A 21,000-nucleotide genomic window follows, 5' to 3' on the forward strand; every position below is an offset into this window, starting at 1 on the left:
CATCTCGTCCGAGACACTTAGTGGTATACTTTTCAATTACTAAGTGGACTACTTTTCAATTATATTATACAGTTCTATAATCGGAGTCTCTTATTCGTCCGCATATCTGTATAATTAAAGTAGATATATCTAATAATGTATGAGATTTTCTTCTATCACTAACAATATATGTTTTACCGTTTTTATCATATATATCACACCCCTCAAACGATGTTGAAGTATAGAAGTTGATTAATTTAGCCTGTGTTGTAGTATCTTCAATTAAATAGTTATCTCCTAATTTCTTCTGATTACTTTTATTGCCTTTGCCTGATTTCTCATTTTTAGAACATACAACTCTTACTTGTTCGGGTAATAACTTTGTTTTTTGAATAACATCTGCAATAAAATCAACACTATTGACGAAGAAATGCAGATTACCAAATATTTGAGTGCGAATAGCTCTGTTAATCAAATCACAAACAACTCTTATCGGCTGATTTGTAACAACCAATTTTATATCAACGGTTGTAACATTGTCCCATTGTACCTCTATAACAGGTAAATTCTTTAATTCCCTTAAAATAAATTCTTCTTCTATTGGGGTTGCTGTCATATAAGTAACTTCTTTGAATCGCCTTGCATGGTTCAATAACCTTTTAACAGCCTTGTTCCTAAAAGCATAACTATTAAATAATATATGCCACTCGTCCACTAATAAGAAGAACTCTTTGTAAACATTAATATCTGTTTCTTCCTGTAATAGATTTATTAATCTCTCTAAGCTGTCATAAGTAACAGCGAATTTTTTAATCTTGTTCTTTCTGATATAATCTAAAATTTCATCTTTAGTAACACCCTCATAGATTCCGAGTAGCTTATTATCGCATTTTTCATTCGGATATTGAGCAACCTTATTTTTAATAACATTCACATAAGGCATTGCAATAATGGTGTTTTTGTCGTTTTCGATTGCAATAGATGTTCCACCGCAACCCGTCTTTCCCTTGTCAAATAAGCAGTTTACAGGGAGTTCAGACATAAATTCATTGAGATATTCACAGTCTTTCTTTGCTTGGATAATTCGTTTATCCATGATTAATTATTTTATAATGTTTTATGCTGTTTAATCTGAAAAAAGGTAGGACGGAAAATTTTTGTATTCTTTCTTTATAGTAGTTTTCTATGTTTGCGAATACAAAAAACCGTTCTAGGAATCTGAATTTTCGGGGACGGATTTTTTACTATTTTGTTTCTTATAGAGGTTTTTACCATTTCAGAATCAAAAAATCCGTTTCGTTATCTTGTAGTCAAAAATTTGGATGAAAGTTGATTTTTGAGACTTTTCACCTCTTCCAAATTTCTTATACAAATATACTTAATTAACAATCTTGAAAAAAGTGAGGAAATTGCATATCCTGTAATTGTAGCCAGGTATAGCATATTTTTATTCGTTAGATGCTAATTTTAGGTAAAGATTGTGTGTTTAGGGCTAAAGTTAGGGTATGAATCATGTATTTATAAATTAACCTAAATAGCTATCAATATTTTTTTGTTAAAATATAGCCATGATTAAAGTGTTAAATTGATTTTTATTTATTAGTTTAGCAAAACCAATGTCGACAGTATGTCAAACTAGCATATCTGTAGCTGGTTAGTTCTTTGATGTATTTATTAGTATCTATAAATCCTTTAATTGCTTTTAGTTTTTCATAACAATTGAAATTATTTTTTTCTTGGTTTGACATAAAAGATATATCGGCAAAAGATGCCGTGTTTTTTTAATAAATAATTTTAACAATGAAAAATTCCACTAAAAGTCCTGAACAAGGCATCGCTGAAGAGTCTCAAAACCCTAAAAAAGCAAATCCTCGCAAACCAAAAGCACCATTTCTAAAAGTCAATGAAAAATATGAGCCTCTGCTCAATAATCAAGTTGGTGAAAAGGATGTTGCTTTGCGTAGAAATGTTATTGAGGAATGTATCAATCGAGTTAAAGGTGTTTCACATAGTGGGTACCAAAAAGATTTGAGAGATGCAATGACTAAACTTCTGTTTAACTTTTCGTTTCTGATGGATTGTCAAAAGTTAGATTTCGACTGTGAAGAAATTTTTTATGCAGCACAGAATGTTGTAATGTATAATAAACTCGGAACAGTTATAAAAGATGGTCTAACAATTGTATTCAAAGGAAAATATGATTTACTTAAAGAAGAAGCTGTATATTCAGAAGATGAATTATCTTCTGCAAAATATGATTCACCTGCAAGTAAAGCAACAGAAGAGCAGAAAGAAGAACTTTCTCAGTTTATTAAAGGAGCTATAACTCTATTATCATCAATTAAAAATTAATGATATGATTATAGTAAGATACTTACAAACTCAAACCAAGTGCATTATCCTAGCCAGCTTTTTTACTTATAATCGTAATATGGCAAAAAAAGATTATTCAATAGAATTTTTAAAAGCATTTGAACCTTTTGTTCATTTGAAAGATGAAAAGTTTAAAATTATATCAGAAACATCTAATGTCTTTGAATGTTATGATTTAGAACATAAACTTTTCTTTATTATTAAAAATTATGAACAAACAGGACGGGATGGACAAGTTTTATTACGTGTTTTACAAAACCCTGCCTCTTCCACAAAAAAGGAAAGTAGTTCAAAATCGGTGCGTTTGTCTGACTTATCTAAGGTTTTTCAAGCATGGTTAGATATGCTAGATGAATATGATAAAGTTAATTCTTTCTATGATGATCCCATAGTTTCAGCTTTTGCAGATGAATATTATGCGGAATTTGAATTTGTCGATAAAGATGCAGACATTAAACCTTTTGGTATTAAACGCATTTTGGCTATTGATTCTTTTTTAGAAAGCACACAGCAAAAGCTCTCCCAATATTTGACAGAAGAGAATCAAATTCAAATAGAAGATATTCAAAATGATATTACAGAATTAAGAGAGAATCTTACATCTAAATCTAAGAAATGGGTTGCTAGAAAAATTAGTATAATTTGGGCAAAAATGACTAAACAAGGTTTACAATTTGTTAAAGATTTTGTCAAAGAAGGAAAAAAACAAATGATTGAGATTGGGGTGAAATTTCTTATTGAGACAGGAAAAAATATTATTGAATAAAACAAAATTTACTGTTTAATAATCAGTTATATATAGAAGTCTAAATGTTTTATGGGTGTAATTGATAAATTATTTAATTTATTCTTAAATAAAGAATATTCTATAAAATCAAAAATATTGTGGGGTGTTCTTCTAATAATATTGATTATAGGGATAAATGATTTTGTAGGCTTCACTTTTTATTATTCTGCATCTAAAGAAATAGAATTAATATCACAAATAGAAACTACTAAACAGACAACTAATAATAAGGAATTACTAAGTTACTTAGATTCAAAAGAAAAAGAAATATTAAACAGAAAATATCTCTATGAGAAATTCTTAGATTTATTTAAACAAACAGAATTAGTAAATGATTCTAAAAATGAAGTTAATTCGTCTTCATCAAACAACACATCATTTATAAGTGAAATTTTCCCAGAGATGCCTTATCGGTCTCAATTATGGCATACTATAACTTCATCTTTCGTTCAAATCTTAGCTTTAATAATTTTATTAATACTTTGTATTATTGCTCCCTTTAGAACAGATATAAAAGATAAACAAAGCGTAGGAATATATATAATAATATTTATTTTATCATCTGCTCTTGGTGCTGGACTTATTTGGCTTACACAATTTCTATTTGGTTTAATACCTGTAATTTTAGATAGAGCATATATAAACTATGGTATACAAATATTATTTCAGATATTATTAATTTATATAAGTATTAAAACGAGTAAAAATAGGGCAGAATAATTCCACCCTATTAAATATTTCATAATAAATTCTTCATTGCTTCGTTTATCTGTGAATTTTCAAAGCTGTCTAAATAGATTTGAGTTACCTTTTCCGAACTATGCCCTAAAGATTCAGAAATTATTGAAGTATTTACACCAGAACGTTTTAAAACGGTTGCAAATGAGTGTCTTGCCACATAGGTTGTTAAATCAATAGGTATATTTAATTCTTGACCTATTTGTTTCAGTCGTTTATTTATAATAGCTAAGACCTTGTGAACCCTGTTTGCTTTTTGTTGCTCCGTTTTATGAAAAGAAGTAAAAATAGGAAACAAATAAGGGTTGTTAAGATTTGAATATTTATCTATCAATTCACTTGCTTTTAGTTGCAACGGTATCTTTATTAACTTCTTCGTTTTTTTCCTTGTGTAAACAAGTCTATCCTCTATAATATTACTTTTTGTCAAGTGTGCTATATCGACAAAGTTTATACCGCCTGATAGATATGAGAAATAAAACAAGTCTATTGCTAAACGTGTGTATTCACTATCAGCATTGTAGTTTATTATTGCTTCAATATCTGATTTCTGAATTGCACGTTTAACCGTTTCTGTATGAAGTTTAGAGACTTTATAAACCTTAAACGGATAGTATTCTTGTTTAACAATATTCAGTTCTATAGCCTTGTTGAATATAGACCTCAATGTTCTGAAACGAACTCCTAAAGAATTATCGGATAATCCTTTTTTACGCAAAAATGCTTCGTATTCCCTTAGCCAAATAATATCTATTTCGGAAAAGTAAATATCAAGATGTGTATTAAAATCTAACATTGATACTAACAATTCCTTGTATATAGATGCTGTTTTCAGACGATTCTCTTGTCTTAGTCGGTCAATTTCAGAATTAAATAATTGCTGAACTGTATTATTAACAGTAGGTGCTTCAACTTTTTCAATTAGACTTGAGACGGTAAAATCTTTGTTAATAGTCTTAAATTCAATTATTTGCCCCGAAAATTCTTTTGTTTTCTCTATGATTATAGTTTGTATGCTGTCTTTATTCGGACAATTACGTTTAGGTTTGTTCTTTTCAAAATCCCAAAATTGCGGTTGAATTGAGATACCTAAACTTTTATACTTCTTCTTATTGTTTTTGCAGATTCTTATCATTAACGGATGTGAACCATCTGCAAGCGTTTTCGACTTGAATAATACGACATTAACTGTTGCATTCATTTGAGTTTTTGGTTTAACTCTTGGTTTAACTAAACGTCGAAAAGCCGTGTTTAAACTATAGTAAAATGGTAGTATATAAAAAATAGAAAGCACCTACTTTATTGTAAGTGCTTCATTTTCTGTGGTCCCACCTGGGCTTGAACCAGGGACCCCCTGATTATGAGTCAGATGCTCTAACCAACTGAGCTATAGGACCTGATTTTCGGAGGTTATCCCGAAATCGGATGCAATATTACTGCTTTTTCCTTAATTATGCAATAGTAGGGCATAAAATTATTTTCTAAATCGGGCAAAGATACTTAACGGAAGGCGTTTCCCTGATCTTTCAGGAATTAGTAACTCCCCATATTCACAGTGCTTTACATCGGGAAAATAACATTTCATTAAATTTTCGGCAATAATGGCTGAAAATCCCATTGAATACAGATTGAGAACAAGAAATGCATTTTTGGGCTCTAACAAATCTTTACACAATTCCATTATTTCGCTAATATTGTCTTCAAGTATCCATTTCTCGCCATCGGGTCCACGACCATATGCAGGAGGGTCAAGAATTATACCATTATATTTTTTACCACGCTTTACTTCTCTGCGACAAAACTTCAACGCATCTTCTACAACCCAACGAATGTCATTTAACCCTGAGGCTTCCATGTTTTCTTTCGACCAGTTTATAACTTGCTTCACCGAGTCTACATGGGTTATATCGGCTCCTGCACTTTTCGCAGCAATTGACGCTCCGCCTGTATAAGCAAACAGATTAAGAACTTTGGGTTGAGCGACACTCATTTCCGTTACAGAATCGTAAATATAGTTCCAGTTTTCGGCTTGTTCGGGAAATATCCCGACATGTTTAAAAGAAGTCATGCCCAAACGGAACCTTAACTTCATATTTTTGTAATGATAACTGATAAACCACTGGTCGGGCATATCTTTTTTCTGCATCCAGCTTCCCCGTTCATTCCCATCGGGCGAGTTGTTTTTCTTTTTTTCTTGTCTAAAGGTAGCATTCGCAAGTTTTTCCCATTCTGTTTCGGGTAAACTTTTAGTCCAGACAGCCTGAGGTTCGGGGCGTGCTATAATGTATTTTCCGAAACGTTCGAGCTTTTCGTAGTTGCCCGAATCTATCAGTTCGTAGTCGGTCCAGTATTGAGGTTCTAGCAAATTCATAAATTATTATTTATAAGGACAAAGATATTAACAATACTTTATAAACAAATGATTGGCAGATTACAAAAACTCTATTACTTTTGGGCACATTTTATTAGCATATGCCTAAAATCTATCGCTTATCAAGAACAGGATTAAGATTATATTATAAAATCCGCCATCATCGCGGACATGGAATCCATTCGCCCTTTGTATTCGGACTTGTAACAAGAGTTATAGAAGAAAAGCGTCCTTTTTATGCCTACAACGAGATAAAAGAATTTATATCAGGCAGTTTCAACCTCAATCAGCAGCTAAACAAAAGCAACCTTTTATCTTTCAAGCTGGTTAATTATTTTAATTCGAAAAAGATATTGGAGATAGGAGCAGGTACAGGTGTAAATACTCTATGCCTTACAGCACCATCGTCGGATATAAAATGTATAGGTATCGAATTGCAGGAGAAAAAGTATAAATCGGCTCAGCTTCTTTATCGCGAATGGGGCAGGAATATTACACTACATACAGACAAGGTTCCGCAAGTTAGTGAGATACAAGACTGCATATGTGTTGACCTGAGAAACTATGATGCTGACAAATCATTCTTTTTCGATACATTATTTGGCATTGTGGGCAACGAATCTTTCATTATTATTAAAGGTATACGAACAAATAAGAAGCGTCAGGCGTTATGGAAGAATCTGAGGGATTCGCAGAAGGTAACAGTATCTCTCGATTTGTATCACGAGGGAATTCTGTTTTTCAATCCGAAACTATTTAAACGTAATTACAGAATAAGTTTTTAATAGAAATGGGAAAAAGTAAAATATATACAAAAACAGGCGATGCAGGAAAAACGTCCTTGGTTGGAGGTAAGCGCGTAGCTAAAACCCATATAAGGCTTGAGGCTTATGGGACGGTTGATGAGTTGAATTCGTTTCTGGGATTTTTGATATGTGAAGTAGAAACGGAAGAAGTTGCGAAAGTTTTATCATTTGTTCAGCATAAGTTGTTCAATGTAGGTTCATATCTTGCTACTGATACAGAAACAACAGCAGTTCGGGATAAGAGTATTATATATGATAAAGATATTGCCGTATTGGAACGCGAAATAGACAGGATGGATTCGGAAGTTCCTCCGTTAAAACAATTTGTTCTTCCCGGAGGTAGCGAAGCTGCATCAAGGGCTCATATCTGCCGTACAGTGTGCCGTAGGGCTGAACGTTGTATACATAGGATAAACGAAATATCCCCTGTTGACGAACATGTGCTTATGTTTATGAACCGGTTATCGGACTATTTTTTTATGCTTGCTCGTTATAAGGCAAATAAAGCTGGAAACGAAATATTTTGGGACAATACTTGTTTGTTATAAATATTGTTCTATTTTTGCGGAAATTTTAATTTATAATTTAATAATTAGGTTATACTATGTATTGGACATTAGAACTTGCTTCAAAATTAGAAGATGCCCCATGGCCTGCCACTAAAGAAGAGTTGATTGACTATGCTCAGCGTTCGGGAGCTCCTCTTGAGGTTATTGAAAACCTGCAGGAACTTGAGGACGAAGGTGAAGTTTATGACACAATAGAAGACATATGGCCAGACTATCCAAGTAAAGAAGATTTCTTCTTTAACGAGGATGAATATTGATCTGGCGAAGGCACAGAACGCTTAAAAAATAAGCATATATAGAGAAGGAGGCTAGAGTAATAATATTACTCTAGCCTTTTTATTTCGATTAAACTTTTTAGTTTTGAAAGAAGATGTATTTAATCTATTGATAGAAAATTACGAAAAGCATTGAAATTAAATATAATAATGTTCTAAAGGCAGCCTGCAACAGCCTGCCTTTATCGTTTAGTATTATCTATATAATAGGTCTTTATTGATTACTAGTTTTGTAAAGAATAAAAAGAATTAGAATTTGACAGAAGTTGTCAGGTTTTCGAATTTTGAACACAAAAAAACAATCAAAACAATCAGAATTATTTTTTTTGAAAAGCTGTCAGATATGTCAGGTTTTGCGTAAAAAACGTATTTGGGCTTACTATAATGAAGGTGTAATTCTACATAAGTAGAGTTTCGATAATTTTATATTTGTATTTCAAAAAAAAATGATTTTACTATTTTGTACCTTTATTAATTATGACACGTTGTAACATTTATATCTTTAGCTTCGTCTCTTATATAAAGGGCAAAAAATAAATGTTCAGAAGATTGGGATGTTATGAAAAAAAATCTATTATTATTGTTTGTGCTACTGTTTTTGTCAACACATATTAGTATTGCAAAAAACGCAGAAAAATTCCTCGACCGTTTTGCCGGAGAAAAACAAGTTGAGTTGGTTTCGTTAAGCGGATCGTTGTTAAAATCATTCAAAAATAGTTTAAACGAAAGTTCAGCTACGTTCGAATCGTTGAAAGTATTAATGTTAAAATCGTGTGACGATAAAATAAAAAAACAATTTGAGAAGGAAGTCGAAAAATTAAAGTTGGATGGATATGAAACTTTAGTACGTAAAAATGGTGACGACGAAACTGTTATTGTTAATGTAAAAATAGAGGACGATACAGTAAAATCTTTATTTGTAGCCAAAACAGGCTCCGAACCTTTATTGGTACTTATTAAAGGGAACATCCATAAATCAGAAATAAATTCAGTTGTTGCAAATTTTTAAAAAAGGCTGATGACTGCCGAAGGATTCAAACAACAATATTTGCCATATCATCAAAAGCTGTATCACATAGCCTTTCGATTACTTGAAAACACATTCGAAGCAGAAGATGTTATTCAGGATGCATATATAAAGCTGTGGGATAAGCGTGGCGAGCTGCATTCTATTCAGAACTGTGAGGCGTATTGTGTGCAAATAGTTAAGAATATGTGTTTGGATGTTTTGAGGTCGAAACGTAATAAAGTTAGCCAATTGTCCGATGATGTCAGTATGCATGTGGATGTTGCCAATTCGGTTGAATTTTCGGAGCGCATTGATATGCAAGATGATTTGGAGCACGTTAAATATCTGATAGATTTATTGCCCGAACAACAACGAAGAGTATTTGTACTTAAGCATTACGAAGAATACTCGACCGAAGAAATCGAAGAAATAACAGGTCTCACAAATATACATATAAGAGTCCTTTTGTCGAGAGGAAGGAAGAGATTAAAAGAATTATTTATAAATAGATGATGAGCGATACCAATAAAATAAAACAATTGCTCGAAGCTTTTTACGAAGGAGAAACAAATGTAGCTCAGGAGCAGGAATTATGCCGTTATTTTACAAATGGCAATATCGATCCTGATTTAGAGGACGATAAAGAGCTATTTATGCAAATATACTCTTCGCATTATAACGAGAATGTACCCATACCTCAGGGGCTTGAAGATAGGCTGGGTATGTTGATTGACGGGCTCGAAGAGTTAGATAAAGAAAAACCTGCAAGAAAAAAAGTCGGATTGTGGCGATGGGTGTCAGGTGTTGCGGCAGTTTTACTTATTGCCATTTTAGCAGGAGTGTATATTCAGGAAAATACAGCAAGCAATGATAAAATGTTAGTGGATACTTACGACGAACCCGAAGATGCTTACAAGCAAACCCAAAGTGTTTTATTGGAAGTGTCGTCGAAGTTGAATAGCGGATTGGGAAGATTAGAAGAAGCCGAGGATAGTTTTATAAAATAAATAGATATGAAACGATTTATAATTATACTGGTAATGATAGCGATTGTTGGTTCTTTGAAGGCTCAAGACGAGGCTTTCGAAAATTTGGCAAAGCTCAAAGGGACTGATGTGGTGCATATATCCAGTTCGATGCTTAAATTAATGCCCGATATTAAAACTCAGGGTGTTGATGTAGGTAGTATTGCCGGAAAATTAAACTCTATAACCATAATATCTGCCGATAGAGAGAGCAGTGTGAAAAATGTGAGGAATGAGATTGATAATATTGTGAAAAAGGGGTCTTATGAACAAACGATGTTTATGAAAGACAATGGTTCGAAAACAGTATTTTATATCAGGAAGATAAACAATAACAGCTCGGAGTTATTAATGTTAAGTGATGAGGCGAAAGAAATAAATCTGATCCGAATAGTTGGTAATATATCGGCTAAGGATTTGCAAAAACTTACTTCGGGCAAAGATCGTGGTAAAGATCGTAAGGAGGCAGAGGAGCAGAGGCGAAAGGCTCGGGAAGCCCGCGAACGCGCTCGCGAGGAGGTACAGAAAGCCAAAGAAGAGGCGCGAAAGGCCCGCGAACAGGCAAGGGAGGAAGCAGATAGAGCTCGTAGCCAAGCTCATGTCAATGCCGAACAAGCCCGGAAAGAAGCTCAAAAGGCCAGAGAAGAGGCATTGAAGGCTCGTGAGGAGGCTTTAAAAGAAAGAGAAAAAGCTTTAAAAGAGGCCGAGAAATTGCGAGAAGAAGCTCAAAAAATGAGAGAGCAGATGTTGCGTGAAGCAGAAAAAAATAGAGAAAAATCGATGCGCGAGGCTCAAAAATTGCGTAAGCAAACTCAAACACAAGTAGAAGAAATGCGTAAACAGTTAGAGGATGCACGAAAGGAAATGAATAAAGCTCCTGATATTATGATGATTCCGGATATAGAGTTTCCTGAAATATCTGAGTTTTCGATGGATTTTTTATATTAGCAGAGTTGTTGTAGAAGTGAAGCAGCCTTAGGCTATTAAAATGCAAAATTTGTCAATTTCGGACTCTCAATGCATTGTATATTTCTTCCTGTATGCGGGATCTTATGTTTAGTTCCATCAACCCACGATTAGTACGACTATCGTAAATTCTGTTTGATAAGAATATGTAAATGAGGTTATTGTCGGGGTCTATCCAAAAGCAAGTTCCTGTAAAACCCGTATGTCCATAGGTGTTGAGCGGAGTTTGCGGGCTACAAGGACTCGACTTGTTATTACGTCCTTCGGGTTTGTCAAACCCCAATCCTCTCCTACTTTTGGCGCTTTTAGCCGTTGTAAATAGTTTACAGGTTTCGCTACTCAAATAACGTTCGCCACCATATTCGCCTTTGTTCAACCACATTTGGTATAATTTAGCCAAATCGTTAGCGTTGGAAAACAGCCCGGCATTACCGCTTATTCCTCCTAACAAGGCTGCTCCTTCGTCGTGTGCGAATCCTTGGATCAATTGTTTACGAAAGAAAGCGTCTCGCTCGGTAGGGGCAATATTATCTTTATACAACAGCTTGTTCAAGGGATTGAAAGTTGTTGTGGTGGCTCCAAGTTTATCGAAGAAATTTTTCTGTAGAAATGTATTCAAATTTGTTTTTGCCTCAGCCTCAACAACCTCTTTCAACAACATGAAGTTGAGACAACTGTAAAGATAGTTTTTGTTGCTCCTGAGTTTCGATTTGGCAATCATCCCGATAATTGAGTCTTTGTATACAGTATTGGCATACATATTTTCGGTTACTTGTAAGCTAAAACCCGATTTTGGAGTGGTTGATATCAACTTAGGGTCGAATTTATAATCGGTTCGCCCCCATGTGTTGTTATCCAGCCTTGCATTATATATGTCCGATTGCTTGTTCGAAAAAAGCCTGCCCGTATAACTGTTTTTGTCGATGGCAGGCATATAATATGGGATGAATGATGTCAGTCCTGTTTCGTGCAATAAAGCGTCGCGTATTGTTATTTTCGATTTATCAGTACCCTTTAATGCGGGAATATACGAACTGAGTTCCGATTGCAAGGTTATTTTCTTCTGGTCGTATAACTTCATTATTGCAGGAACAGTTGCCGTGCCTTTAGTCATGGAAGCAAGATCGTATATATCTGTATTTTTTACGTATCTGTCGCCTTTGTATTCAAACTTTCCGAACGATTGGTTATAAATTACCACTCCGTCTTTTGCAATTAAAACCTGACATCCGGGAAAAGCTTTTTCGGCAATTCCATTATATACAATAGAGTCTATTCCCCGAAGTTTTTCGGAAGGTATTCCTATGTCCTCAGGTAAATTGTATGATAAACGTATTTTGCGGGTGTGTAGCCCTTCGCCTTCTTTGTATAAATCGCGAACGGTTACAGGTAACTTCCCATCTATACTATTGCCTCCAAAAATAGCTTGCGCAGCATATTCCTGAGCGAAAGGGGTATTTTCGTAAGCCACAATAACCGCATCTGTTTTTTTCAGACTCAAGGCATATGGCGACATGCGGTAAGGCGATGTGAAGAATACCATTATACCTTTTTTCTCTTCCAGTATACTTTGTATCGCACTATTGTTATGCACTTTATTGTTATGAACGGATATAATAACAGTATTATAATCGGATAAAGTGCTTTTTAGCTGAAGCAATTCGCTGCCATCGCTAACATCGAAGCACGATACATTACCATAGGCTCGCAATGTTTGATGGAACATGTTTCCGTCAAACCCACCTATCGATATTGCTGCAATTTGGTTTTTATCAAGGTGCTTCAGAGGCAAAAGGTCTTTCTCGTTTTGTAATAGTGTTATAGACTTTTGGTTTAACTTACGTGCTATCCAATTACCATAAGAAGTGTTTAAGCGGGTAAGTAAGTTATCTGTTTCTGCTCTGTTTATAGTCGGTACATTTAATATGTATTTGTATGTTAATACTTTCCGGCAACGTTCTTCTATTGTTTTCTCAAGTTTCGGATCTTTCTGTAAAGCCAATTTTATAGCATTGAACTCTTTTTCGGGCGAAATAGGTCCCAACAGAATATCATTTCCTGCAAGCAAGGCTTTCATACTCATATCAGGTTGGGTCGATACTCCCCGCATTGCTAAACCATCGGTAAAGATTAATCCTGTAAAGCCTAATTTGTTTTGAAGAAGATCGGTTACAATTGATTTTGACAGAGAGCTGGGTAACCCCGATTTGTCCAAAGCGGGGATATTAAGATGAGCGGTCATTATACCCGACAAGCCCGCTTCGATATAATTTTTGAAGGGAAGGATTTCTACGGCTTCCAATCGTTCTGTTTTATGGTTTATTACAGGTAATTCCTTGTGCGAATCGGCAGAAGTGTCGCCATGTCCCGGAAAATGTTTGGCAACAGACATTACTCCTCCGCTTTCGAGCCCTTTCGAATATAAAATTCCGTATTTTGATACCTTTTCGGGATTTTCTCCAAACGATCGCGTCCCGATTACCGGATTGGCCGGATTACTGTTTATGTCGACAGCCGGAGCGAAATTTACGTGTATACCCATCAATCGGCATTGACGTGCTACTTCTTGTCCGTAACGGAAAATTAACGAGTCGTCTTGTATAGCACCTATCGTCATATTTCGAGGGAAACGTATCGTATTATCCATACGCATCGATAGCCCCCATTCTCCATCAAGAGCTATCAATAAAGGAATCTTAGCTTTTTCCTGACACAAATTGGTTAGTGCAGCCTGATCCAATGGCGTTGTTTTAGAAAATACAATGCTTCCTACATGTTGCTCTTCAACTAGTTTTTGAAGCTTGTTTCTGTTCGCTTGCGAGTTGTCGCCTGCAGCCATAACCATAATAGTTTGACCTATTTTTTCGTCAAGACTCATTGTATTGAATACCGAGTCGACCCATTGATTCATTTTCTTTTTATCTATATTCTGATATAAAGAAGTTGGAATCGGGTTGTTTTGAGAATGTGTGTAAGATGAGAATAAGCAAGCAATTGATATATATGCGAAGAATATTTTTAATTTCATTTTTTATTGTTATTTCTCTTTTGCCTTAATAGCAAAATGTAAGTCGAAAATTATTTTTTTGCAAAAGTACTATCAAAGTTAACATATATGTCATTATTCTTGTTGATAAATGTTGTTAAATAGATTATCGACAATGTTTAAAAATACTCCAAGAGGTTAATTTTATGTTATTAAACATGTTGCATTTAAACTTCTTGTACTGAATTAGTTATACTTATACTCTAAAATATGTGCGCGAACACATATTTTACTTTCTCTTTATAATTGTTACTTTTGCCATACTGTGTGCGTGCACACCATTTTATAAAAACGGTATAAGAAGTTAAATGTGATTTTATGAACGAAAATTTGTTTGACATTAAAAGTAAAGTTGTTGTTATTACAGGAGGAGTCGGGGTGCTCGGTTCAGATATAGCACAATATTTAGCAGCTCAAGGATGTAAAGTTGTTATTTTAGACAGGTTACAGGATAAAGGTAATGAGTTGGTGGCTAAAATAAAAGCAAGTGGAGGAGAGGCTGTATTTCTGTTAACCGATGTACTCAAAAAAGAGATATTAGAGCAAAACCGTGCTGATATACTCGATAAATACGGGCAGATAGATGTTCTTATTAATGCAGCCGGAGGAAATATGCCCGGAGCGACAATACCGCCGGATAAAACAATTTTCGATCTTAATATTGATGATTTCAAGAAAGTTGTCGATTTAAATCTTTTCGGAACGGTTATTCCGTCCATAGTTTTTGCAAAAGCGATGGTCGATAACGGAAAAGGGAATATAATAAATTTTGCATCCGAGTCGGCTTTACGTCCACTTACCCGTGTAGCAGGTTATGGTGCGGCAAAAGCTGCTGTGGCAAATTTCACTAAATATCTGGCAGGAGAATTAAGCCTTAAATTTGAGGGAGATTACAGAGTAAATGCTTTGGTGCCCGGATTTTTTGTTACAAATCAGAATCGCGACCTATTAATCAATCCTGATGGATCGTTTACTCCGCGTTCCAAAACAATTTTAGGACATACACCGTTTAACAGGTTTGGAGAGGCCGACGAACTTCTTGGCTCGGTACATTATTTGATGAGCGATGCTTCGAAATTTGTAACAGGTACTTTATTGGTGATAGATGGCGGTTTCGATTCGTTCTCTATCTAATGATTAAAAATAATAAGTTTAGATTATGATACTCAGTGAGCAAACATGGCGTTGGTATGGGCCAAACGATTCTGTGCAATTATCAGATATTAAGCAAGCAGGAGCAACAGGTATTGTTACTGCGTTGCACCATATAAAAAATGGTGAAATATGGACTGTTGAGGAAATACAGAAGCGTATAGCTGAAATTGAAGCTGTAGGTCTTAAATGGTCGGTTGTGGAAAGTATTCCTGTACATGAACATATAAAAACTCAGGAAGGAAATTACAAGCAATACATAGAAAATTATAAAAAAAGCATTCGGAATTTGGCAAAATGTGGAGTGATGATAGTTACTTACAATTTTATGCCTGTGCTGGATTGGACTCGTACCGATTTGGCATATACTATGCCCGATGGATCGAAGGCTCTCCGTTTCGAGCGTGCGGCTTTTATTGCATTTGAGCTATTTATTCTGAAGCGTCCGGGTGCAGAGAAGAATTATACCGAGGAGGAGATTGCAAAAGCGAAAGCCCGATTCGATAAAATGAGTCAGGCTGATAAAGATTTGTTGGTTCGCAACATGATTGCCGGATTACCCGGAGCTGAAGAGAGTTTTACTCTGGCTGAATTTCAGGCTCAACTTGACAGGTATAAAGGCATTGATGAAGCAAGATTGCGTTCGAACTTAATCGATTTCTTGAAAGAAATTGCGCCTGTTGCGGATGAAGTTGGCGTGCAACTGGCAATTCACCCCGATGATCCTCCGTATGGAATATTAGGTTTACCCCGTGTACTAAGTACAGGAAGTGATTTTCAGGCATTGATTGATGCTGTGCCGAATAAGTCTAACGGTTTGTGCTTCTGTACAGGTTCTTTTGGAGTAAGGGCTGATAACGATTTACCCAGAATGATTTTAGAATTTGGCGACAGGGTGTATTTTGTTCATCTGCGGTCGACAAAACGCGATAGTGAAGGAAACTTTTTCGAAGCAAACCATCTGGAAGGAGATGTAGACATGTATAACGTGATGAAAGGTTTTCTTGAAATACAACAAAGACAGGGTGTGTCTATACCATTCCGACCCGATCATGGACATCAGATGATTGATGACCTGAATAAGAAAACAAACCCGGGTTATTCCTGTATAGGGCGTCTTCGGGGGTTGGCCGAATTGCGAGGTTTAGAACTGGGTATTGCTAAAACGATATTTAGTTGAACGATAAAAATATTATTGATTTATAATTGTACTAATTCAGGGGTCGCTCTTCGTGAGAAGGGCGGCTCTTTTTATCAGAAAGCTAATACTCTGTGCAATAAAATGACATTTAAATCTTAGTTATTTATGTTGTGCAACATCAAGTAATTCGTTAACTTCGCATCATAATAATAAATTACACGCTTTTAAGGAATATGGAGAATATAAAAAATATCCTTTTTGATTTTGGAGGAGTTATAGTAGGACTGGATAAACAAAAGGCTGTTGACCGTTTCAGGGAAATAGGAATCTCGAACATAGAGGACTATTTGAGCGAATTCAGACAGAGTGGAATATTCCTTGATTTAGAGGAAGGCAAACTAACTAAAGATGAGTTTTATGCCGAATTTCGGAAACTGGCAGGGAAGGATGTATCTGCCGACGATATAGATTCGGGTTGGATGGCTTTCTTGACCTATATTCCTGAGTATAAATTTCAGTTATTGAAGGACTTGCGAAAAAAATATAATGTTTATCTATTAAGTAATACAAACCCGGTAATTATGGGATGGGCCGAATCGGAAGATTTTTCGCCGACTAAAGAGCCTATAACGGCCTTTTTTGACAAATGTTTTTATTCGTTTAAAATAGGTGCTGCAAAGCCCGATAAAGCGTCTTTCGAGGCGGTAATAGCAGGAGCAGGCCTTAAGCCCGAAGAAACATTGTTTCTTGACGATGGGCAAACAAATCTTGATGTAGCCGCCGAATTTGGTTTCAAAACTTATTTGGCTAATCAGGACGAAGATCTGAGAAAAGTATTTGCCGATTTACTCTAGTATGTAAAAGTGGAATTAATAGATTCAATACAAAATAAGCAATTAAAGCCGATGGTAGCTACCATCGGTTTTTTCGACGGAGTACATTCCGGGCATCGTTATCTTATTGAACAAGTAAGGGAAGAGGCTCGTAAACGTTCGCTACCATCGGCTGTTATAACATTTCCCGTTCACCCCCGAAAGGTAATGAACAGCACTTATCAACCAGCTTTGCTATGTGGCTTTGAGGAGAAAGTAGAGCGTTTAGCTTCAACCAATATTGATTATTGTGTATCAATGGATTTCACACTTGAAATATCTCGTATGTCTGCCGAACAGTTTATGCGAAACATATTGAAAGACCAGCTTAATGTAAAAACATTGGTTATTGGTTACGATCACAGGTTTGGGCATAACCGAATAGAAGGATTTGAAGATTACGTGCGTTTTGGCAAAGAAATAGGGATAGATGTTGTTCAGGCGAAAGAATTAAATGAATTGGAACATGTGAGTTCGACCCGTATCCGTACCCTTTTAATGGAAGGGAATGTTGAGGCAGCTGCTAACATGTTATCGTATAACTATACAATATCGGGGAAGGTTGTTGAAGGATTTAAAGTTGGACGAACCATAGGTTTTCCGACGGCAAATATCAGAGTTTGGGAAGACTATAAAGTAGTACCGGCTTACGGTGTATACGCTGTTGTTGTACACGTTAACAATGTAAGATATGGAGGAATGTTATACATCGGGAAACGGCCTACCTTGCATAATGGAGAAAATGTGAGTCTCGAAGTAAACATTTTCAATTTCGATGGCGATCTTTATAATCAATCGTTGACTGTTGAATTTATAGAATTTATCCGCCCTGACGAGAAATTCTCAGGTTTGGAAGAGCTTAAAGCACGGATTGGGAAAGATAAATGTACTGTACTTGCAGTTCTTGAAAAACGTTTGCTATTATTTTAATCTCTCTGCTAAAAATATTTAAATAAGTTGTTGTATTCTTGATAATCTAAACTAAATTATGTTCCTTTGGAAATATTTATCACTAGCAAGTATTTATTATGGAATCAATCTGTAAATTAAAAGACTTATACAAAGCCCTTTATAATTTTGAAAAGAAATTTTCGGAAGTAAATGGCTTGACTATAAATGAAGGCATGGTTTTATGTTGCTTGAAAGATGGAAAATCTAAGTCAGCTAACGAGTTGTGCGATTTTGTAGGGTTGTCTAATTCGCGTGTTTCGCGTATAATAAATACAGTGGAAAATAAAGGATATATAATGCGGGAAATGGGAATCGCTGATAAGCGTCAGATGATTTTTACATTAACCGATTCAGGATTACAGAAAGTTAAGGAAATGCAAGCGAAGGAAATTGATTTCTCGGGTTTTGCTGCATCTTTAACGCAACTAATGAATAAAGAATAAAAAATTTTGACAAATTAATTGCTATTGGCAAATATTTATATTAGAAATTATGAAAATAATAATAGTAGGAGGCGTTGCAGGAGGAGCAACTGTTGCCGCTCGTTTAAGAAGAGTTGATGAATCGGCAGAAATAATATTATTTGAACGGGGAGCTTATGTGTCGTATGCAAATTGCGGTTTGCCTTACTACATAGGAGGTACAATAAGTGAGCGCGACAGATTGTTTGTACAAACGGCAGAGGGTTTTGTTAATCGGTTTAATATAGATATACGGGTTAACACTGAGGTGTTGGTTGTAAACAGACAGACGAAAAACGTTGTTGTCAGAAATTTGCTGACGGGAGAAGAGTATTCTGAAAGCTACGATAAGCTTGTGTTATCGACAGGAGCCGAACCTATAAAACCTCCTATTCCGGGTATCGGAAACAAACAGATATTCGCGTTGCGTAATATCCCCGATATGGATAGGATAAAAGAATACGTTGATGAGAATAAGCCTCGTCGGGCTGTTGTTGTTGGAGGTGGTTTCATCGGGCTCGAGATGGTCGAAAATTTGCATGATGCCGGAGTAGAAGTCTGCGTTGTAGAACGTTCCGATCAGGTAATGGCTCCACTCGATTTTCCTATGGCTGCAATGGTGCATCAACATTTAAAATCGAAAGGTATAGGGCTGCTGTTGGGCGAAAATGTTATAGAATTTAAAGAAAGTGGACACAATGTTTCTGTCCTACTCGAAAGCGGAAAAGAAATATCTGCCGATATGGTTATCCTGAGCATAGGCGTGAAACCTGAAACAAAACTGGCTAAAGAAGCATCACTGGAATTAGGATCGCTTGGGGGAATAAGAGTAAATGAATACATGCAAACGTCGGACTCTGACATATATGCTTTGGGCGATGCTGTCGAGGTTTTAAATCCTGTTACGGGTAAATATAGTCTGATTCCGCTTGCCGGACCGGCCAATAAACAGGGACGTATTGTTGCTGATAATATAACCGAAGAAAATAAATATAAGTATAAAGGGACAATAGGAACATCTATTGCAAAAGTATTTGATGTGACGGTTGCGGCAACAGGGGCTTCGAGTAAATTGTTGGATAAGGAGCAAATTGAGCATATATCATCTTTTACACATGGAAATTCGCATGCGGGATATTATCCGGGAGCTTTGCCCTTAACCATTAAAATAAATTTTTCTCCTGTCGACGGAAAGCTCTGTGGCGCACAAGTTGTGGGTTTTGATGGCGTTGATAAGCGAATCGATCTTTTAGCTGAGGTAGTTCGGAAAGGTGGCACTATTTACGACTTGCAGGAAATTGAGCATGCTTATGCTCCGCCTTATTCATCGGCTAAAGATCCGGTTAATATGGCAGGATTTGTTGCAGATAATATTTTAAGAAATAAGGTAAATATTGTCCATTGGGATGATATTGCATCGCTCGATTCTTCTTCTATTATGATACTGGATGTTCGTACCCAAAGTGAATATTCTTTTGGAAATATTTCAGGTTCTGTAAATATTCCGTTAGACGACCTCAGAGGGCGTCTGTCTGAGATTCCGCGGGATAAGAAGATAATTATTTACTGTGCTGTTGGTTTACGAGGATATACAGCTTCGCGCATTCTTTTGCAGCATGGATATACAGATGTGCACAACCTTTCGGGCGGTTATAAAATATATTTAGCTTCAGTTGACAAACAATCAACCGATCAAGCCTTTAAATCGTCATCGGATATGAATGAAAGAACAAGCGAGAATAGTGAAGATCTTATAAAAACAATATCGATAAATGCTTGTGGAATGCAATGCCCAGGGCCGATAATGGAACTTAAAAAGAATTATGACCGGATAGAAGTTGGAGATCGTCTTGAAATAAAAGTGACCGATCAGGCTTTTGGCGAAGATTTAAAAGGCTGGAGCCGTATGATGGGCGCTAAATTATTAAATATTGAAAACTCGAAAGGCGTGATTTCCGCTACGGTAGAAAAATCAGCGAAAGAGCAGAACGCTCTGCAAATGAAAGAAAGAGATAATAAAACGCTGATTGTTTTTAATGACGATCTCGACCGTGCACTAGCTTCGTTTGTTATTGCAAACGGGGCAGCAGCTTCGGGGAAAAAAGTGAGTATGTTTTTTACTTTCTGGGGCTTAAATGTTCTAAAAAAGAGACAAAAGCCATCGGTAAAAAAAGACTTAATGGGCAAAATGTTTGGCTTAATGTTGCCTTCGAGCAGTAAAAAACTTAGTCTGTCGAAAATGAATATGGGAGGATTGGGTAGTAAAATGATGCGTTATGTAATGAAAAATAAAAATATAGACAGCCTCGAAATGTTGATGCTAGAGGCTCAGAATAACGGTGTCGAATTTATTGCATGTTCAATGTCGATGGATGTAATGGGTATTAAGGCTGAAGAACTTTTGGATGGTGTAACAATAGGAGGTGTTGCTGCATACTTAGACAGAGCTGAAGATGCCAATGTTAATTTATTTATTTGA

The 21,000-nt window shown here is 35.7% G+C and carries 20 protein-coding genes and 1 tRNA gene; 16 read left to right on the plus strand and 5 right to left on the minus strand.

All coding sequences use genetic code 11. The features are described from left to right. Positions 1 to 64 precede the first annotated feature (64 nt). On the minus strand, positions 65 to 1,075 hold the full coding sequence (locus D0T53_RS05410; RefSeq protein WP_255489399.1) for a DEAD/DEAH box helicase family protein: 1,011 nt from the start codon (positions 1,073 to 1,075) through the stop codon (positions 65 to 67). Between the two features lie 704 nt (positions 1,076 to 1,779). Between D0T53_RS05410 and D0T53_RS05415 the strand changes: the two genes are divergently transcribed. The 3 genes from D0T53_RS05415 to D0T53_RS05425 are packed head-to-tail and all read left to right on the plus strand — an operon-like array spanning position 1,780 to position 3,859. Beyond that, positions 1,780 to 2,331 (plus strand): hypothetical protein, encoded by a 552-nt coding sequence (locus D0T53_RS05415; RefSeq protein WP_163265865.1) that lies wholly within the window; start codon positions 1,780 to 1,782, stop codon positions 2,329 to 2,331. 4 nt (positions 2,332 to 2,335) lie between these two features. Further along, positions 2,336 to 3,118, plus strand: a complete 783-nt coding sequence (locus D0T53_RS05420) for a hypothetical protein (RefSeq protein ID WP_163265867.1) — start codon at positions 2,336 to 2,338, stop codon at positions 3,116 to 3,118. Positions 3,119 to 3,169: 51 nt separating this feature from the next. Further along, a complete protein-coding gene (locus D0T53_RS05425; RefSeq protein WP_163265869.1) occupies positions 3,170 to 3,859 on the plus strand; it encodes a hypothetical protein in 690 nt (229 codons plus the stop codon). Between the two features lie 19 nt (positions 3,860 to 3,878). Here the strand turns inward: D0T53_RS05425 and D0T53_RS05430 are convergent, their stop codons facing one another. The 3 genes from D0T53_RS05430 to D0T53_RS05440 form a co-directional block, all read right to left on the minus strand. After that, on the minus strand, positions 3,879 to 5,078 hold the full coding sequence (locus D0T53_RS05430) for a site-specific integrase (protein ID WP_163266160.1): 1,200 nt from the start codon (positions 5,076 to 5,078) through the stop codon (positions 3,879 to 3,881). A 122-nt stretch (positions 5,079 to 5,200) separates the two neighbouring features. Next, a tRNA-Ile gene (locus D0T53_RS05435) sits at positions 5,201 to 5,274 on the minus strand. A gap of 77 nt (positions 5,275 to 5,351) precedes the next feature. Then, a complete protein-coding gene (locus D0T53_RS05440) occupies positions 5,352 to 6,248 on the minus strand; it encodes a class I SAM-dependent methyltransferase (protein ID WP_163265871.1) in 897 nt (298 codons plus the stop codon). A 101-nt stretch (positions 6,249 to 6,349) separates the two neighbouring features. Between D0T53_RS05440 and D0T53_RS05445 the strand changes: the two genes are divergently transcribed. From D0T53_RS05445 to D0T53_RS05475, 7 genes are all read left to right on the plus strand, one after another. After that, positions 6,350 to 7,033, plus strand: a complete 684-nt coding sequence (locus D0T53_RS05445) for a class I SAM-dependent methyltransferase (RefSeq protein WP_163265873.1) — start codon at positions 6,350 to 6,352, stop codon at positions 7,031 to 7,033. Positions 7,034 to 7,038: 5 nt separating this feature from the next. Beyond that, entirely contained in the window at positions 7,039 to 7,602 is a 564-nt protein-coding gene (locus D0T53_RS05450) for a cob(I)yrinic acid a,c-diamide adenosyltransferase (RefSeq protein WP_163265875.1), read from the plus strand. Positions 7,603 to 7,658: 56 nt separating this feature from the next. Continuing rightward, positions 7,659 to 7,880, plus strand: a complete 222-nt coding sequence (locus D0T53_RS05455; RefSeq protein WP_163265877.1) for a DUF2795 domain-containing protein — start codon at positions 7,659 to 7,661, stop codon at positions 7,878 to 7,880. A gap of 577 nt (positions 7,881 to 8,457) precedes the next feature. Further along, entirely contained in the window at positions 8,458 to 8,907 is a 450-nt protein-coding gene (locus D0T53_RS05460) for a DUF4252 domain-containing protein (RefSeq protein ID WP_163265879.1), read from the plus strand. A gap of 9 nt (positions 8,908 to 8,916) precedes the next feature. Then, the gene (locus D0T53_RS05465) at positions 8,917 to 9,420 is read left to right on the plus strand and encodes an RNA polymerase sigma factor (protein ID WP_163265881.1); all 504 of its coding nucleotides are present in this window, start codon (positions 8,917 to 8,919) and stop codon (positions 9,418 to 9,420) included. Continuing rightward, a complete protein-coding gene (locus tag D0T53_RS05470; RefSeq protein ID WP_163265883.1) occupies positions 9,417 to 9,914 on the plus strand; it encodes a hypothetical protein in 498 nt (165 codons plus the stop codon). Before D0T53_RS05465 ends, D0T53_RS05470 begins: the two co-directional genes overlap by 4 nt. 6 nt (positions 9,915 to 9,920) lie before the next feature. Beyond that, positions 9,921 to 10,880, plus strand: a complete 960-nt coding sequence (locus tag D0T53_RS05475) for a DUF4252 domain-containing protein (RefSeq protein ID WP_163265885.1) — start codon at positions 9,921 to 9,923, stop codon at positions 10,878 to 10,880. Positions 10,881 to 10,932: 52 nt separating this feature from the next. On the opposite strand, the gene D0T53_RS05480 is transcribed toward D0T53_RS05475, so the two are convergent. Continuing rightward, positions 10,933 to 13,926 (minus strand): glycoside hydrolase family 3 N-terminal domain-containing protein, encoded by a 2,994-nt coding sequence (locus D0T53_RS05480; RefSeq protein ID WP_163265886.1) that lies wholly within the window; start codon positions 13,924 to 13,926, stop codon positions 10,933 to 10,935. Positions 13,927 to 14,262: 336 nt separating this feature from the next. On the opposite strand from D0T53_RS05480, the gene D0T53_RS05485 reads away from it, so the two are divergent. From D0T53_RS05485 to D0T53_RS05510, 6 genes are all read left to right on the plus strand, one after another. Continuing rightward, complete coding sequence (locus D0T53_RS05485) at positions 14,263 to 15,078, plus strand: SDR family oxidoreductase (RefSeq protein WP_163265887.1); 816 nt, start codon at positions 14,263 to 14,265, stop codon at positions 15,076 to 15,078. A gap of 25 nt (positions 15,079 to 15,103) precedes the next feature. Next, the gene (gene uxuA, locus D0T53_RS05490) at positions 15,104 to 16,276 is read left to right on the plus strand and encodes a mannonate dehydratase (RefSeq protein ID WP_163265889.1); all 1,173 of its coding nucleotides are present in this window, start codon (positions 15,104 to 15,106) and stop codon (positions 16,274 to 16,276) included. A gap of 194 nt (positions 16,277 to 16,470) precedes the next feature. Further along, complete coding sequence (locus D0T53_RS05495; RefSeq protein ID WP_163265891.1) at positions 16,471 to 17,091, plus strand: HAD family phosphatase; 621 nt, start codon at positions 16,471 to 16,473, stop codon at positions 17,089 to 17,091. Between the two features lie 9 nt (positions 17,092 to 17,100). Beyond that, the gene (gene ribF / locus D0T53_RS05500) at positions 17,101 to 18,039 is read left to right on the plus strand and encodes a riboflavin biosynthesis protein RibF (RefSeq protein WP_370457790.1); all 939 of its coding nucleotides are present in this window, start codon (positions 17,101 to 17,103) and stop codon (positions 18,037 to 18,039) included. A gap of 98 nt (positions 18,040 to 18,137) precedes the next feature. Further along, positions 18,138 to 18,503, plus strand: coding sequence for a MarR family winged helix-turn-helix transcriptional regulator (locus D0T53_RS05505; protein ID WP_163265895.1), 366 nt, complete (start codon positions 18,138 to 18,140; stop codon positions 18,501 to 18,503). 49 nt (positions 18,504 to 18,552) lie between these two features. Further along, positions 18,553 to 21,000 (plus strand): FAD-dependent oxidoreductase, encoded by a 2,448-nt coding sequence (locus tag D0T53_RS05510; RefSeq protein ID WP_163265896.1) that lies wholly within the window; start codon positions 18,553 to 18,555, stop codon positions 20,998 to 21,000.

Origin of the sequence: Dysgonomonas sp. 216, from assembly GCF_010501065.1 — a bacterium.
GTDB lineage: Bacteria > Bacteroidota > Bacteroidia > Bacteroidales > Dysgonomonadaceae > QVMM01.

Excerpts from the sequence above, each read along its gene's own strand:
- D0T53_RS05450 (WP_163265875.1), top strand. The coding sequence starts at position 7,039 with ATGGGAAAAAGTAAAATATATACAAAAACAGGCGATGCAGGAAAAACG.
- D0T53_RS05460 (WP_163265879.1), top strand. The coding sequence starts at position 8,458 with ATGAAAAAAAATCTATTATTATTGTTTGTGCTACTGTTTTTGTCAACA.
- D0T53_RS05420 (WP_163265867.1), top strand. The coding sequence starts at position 2,336 with ATGATTATAGTAAGATACTTACAAACTCAAACCAAGTGCATTATCCTA.
- D0T53_RS05470 (WP_163265883.1), top strand. The coding sequence starts at position 9,417 with ATGATGAGCGATACCAATAAAATAAAACAATTGCTCGAAGCTTTTTAC.
- D0T53_RS05505 (WP_163265895.1), top strand. The coding sequence starts at position 18,138 with ATGGAATCAATCTGTAAATTAAAAGACTTATACAAAGCCCTTTATAAT.
- D0T53_RS05445 (WP_163265873.1), top strand. The coding sequence starts at position 6,350 with ATGCCTAAAATCTATCGCTTATCAAGAACAGGATTAAGATTATATTAT.
- D0T53_RS05455 (WP_163265877.1), top strand. The coding sequence starts at position 7,659 with ATGTATTGGACATTAGAACTTGCTTCAAAATTAGAAGATGCCCCATGG.
- D0T53_RS05510 (WP_163265896.1), top strand. The coding sequence starts at position 18,553 with ATGAAAATAATAATAGTAGGAGGCGTTGCAGGAGGAGCAACTGTTGCC.
- D0T53_RS05415 (WP_163265865.1), top strand. The coding sequence starts at position 1,780 with ATGAAAAATTCCACTAAAAGTCCTGAACAAGGCATCGCTGAAGAGTCT.
- D0T53_RS05475 (WP_163265885.1), top strand. The coding sequence starts at position 9,921 with ATGAAACGATTTATAATTATACTGGTAATGATAGCGATTGTTGGTTCT.
- D0T53_RS05430 (WP_163266160.1), bottom strand. The coding sequence starts at position 5,078 with ATGAATGCAACAGTTAATGTCGTATTATTCAAGTCGAAAACGCTTGCA.
- D0T53_RS05425 (WP_163265869.1), top strand. The coding sequence starts at position 3,170 with ATGGGTGTAATTGATAAATTATTTAATTTATTCTTAAATAAAGAATAT.
- D0T53_RS05485 (WP_163265887.1), top strand. The coding sequence starts at position 14,263 with ATGAACGAAAATTTGTTTGACATTAAAAGTAAAGTTGTTGTTATTACA.
- D0T53_RS05465 (WP_163265881.1), top strand. The coding sequence starts at position 8,917 with ATGACTGCCGAAGGATTCAAACAACAATATTTGCCATATCATCAAAAG.
- D0T53_RS05410 (WP_255489399.1), bottom strand. The coding sequence starts at position 1,075 with ATGGATAAACGAATTATCCAAGCAAAGAAAGACTGTGAATATCTCAAT.
- uxuA (WP_163265889.1), top strand. The coding sequence starts at position 15,104 with ATGATACTCAGTGAGCAAACATGGCGTTGGTATGGGCCAAACGATTCT.
- D0T53_RS05440 (WP_163265871.1), bottom strand. The coding sequence starts at position 6,248 with ATGAATTTGCTAGAACCTCAATACTGGACCGACTACGAACTGATAGAT.
- D0T53_RS05495 (WP_163265891.1), top strand. The coding sequence starts at position 16,471 with ATGGAGAATATAAAAAATATCCTTTTTGATTTTGGAGGAGTTATAGTA.
- D0T53_RS05480 (WP_163265886.1), bottom strand. The coding sequence starts at position 13,926 with ATGAAATTAAAAATATTCTTCGCATATATATCAATTGCTTGCTTATTC.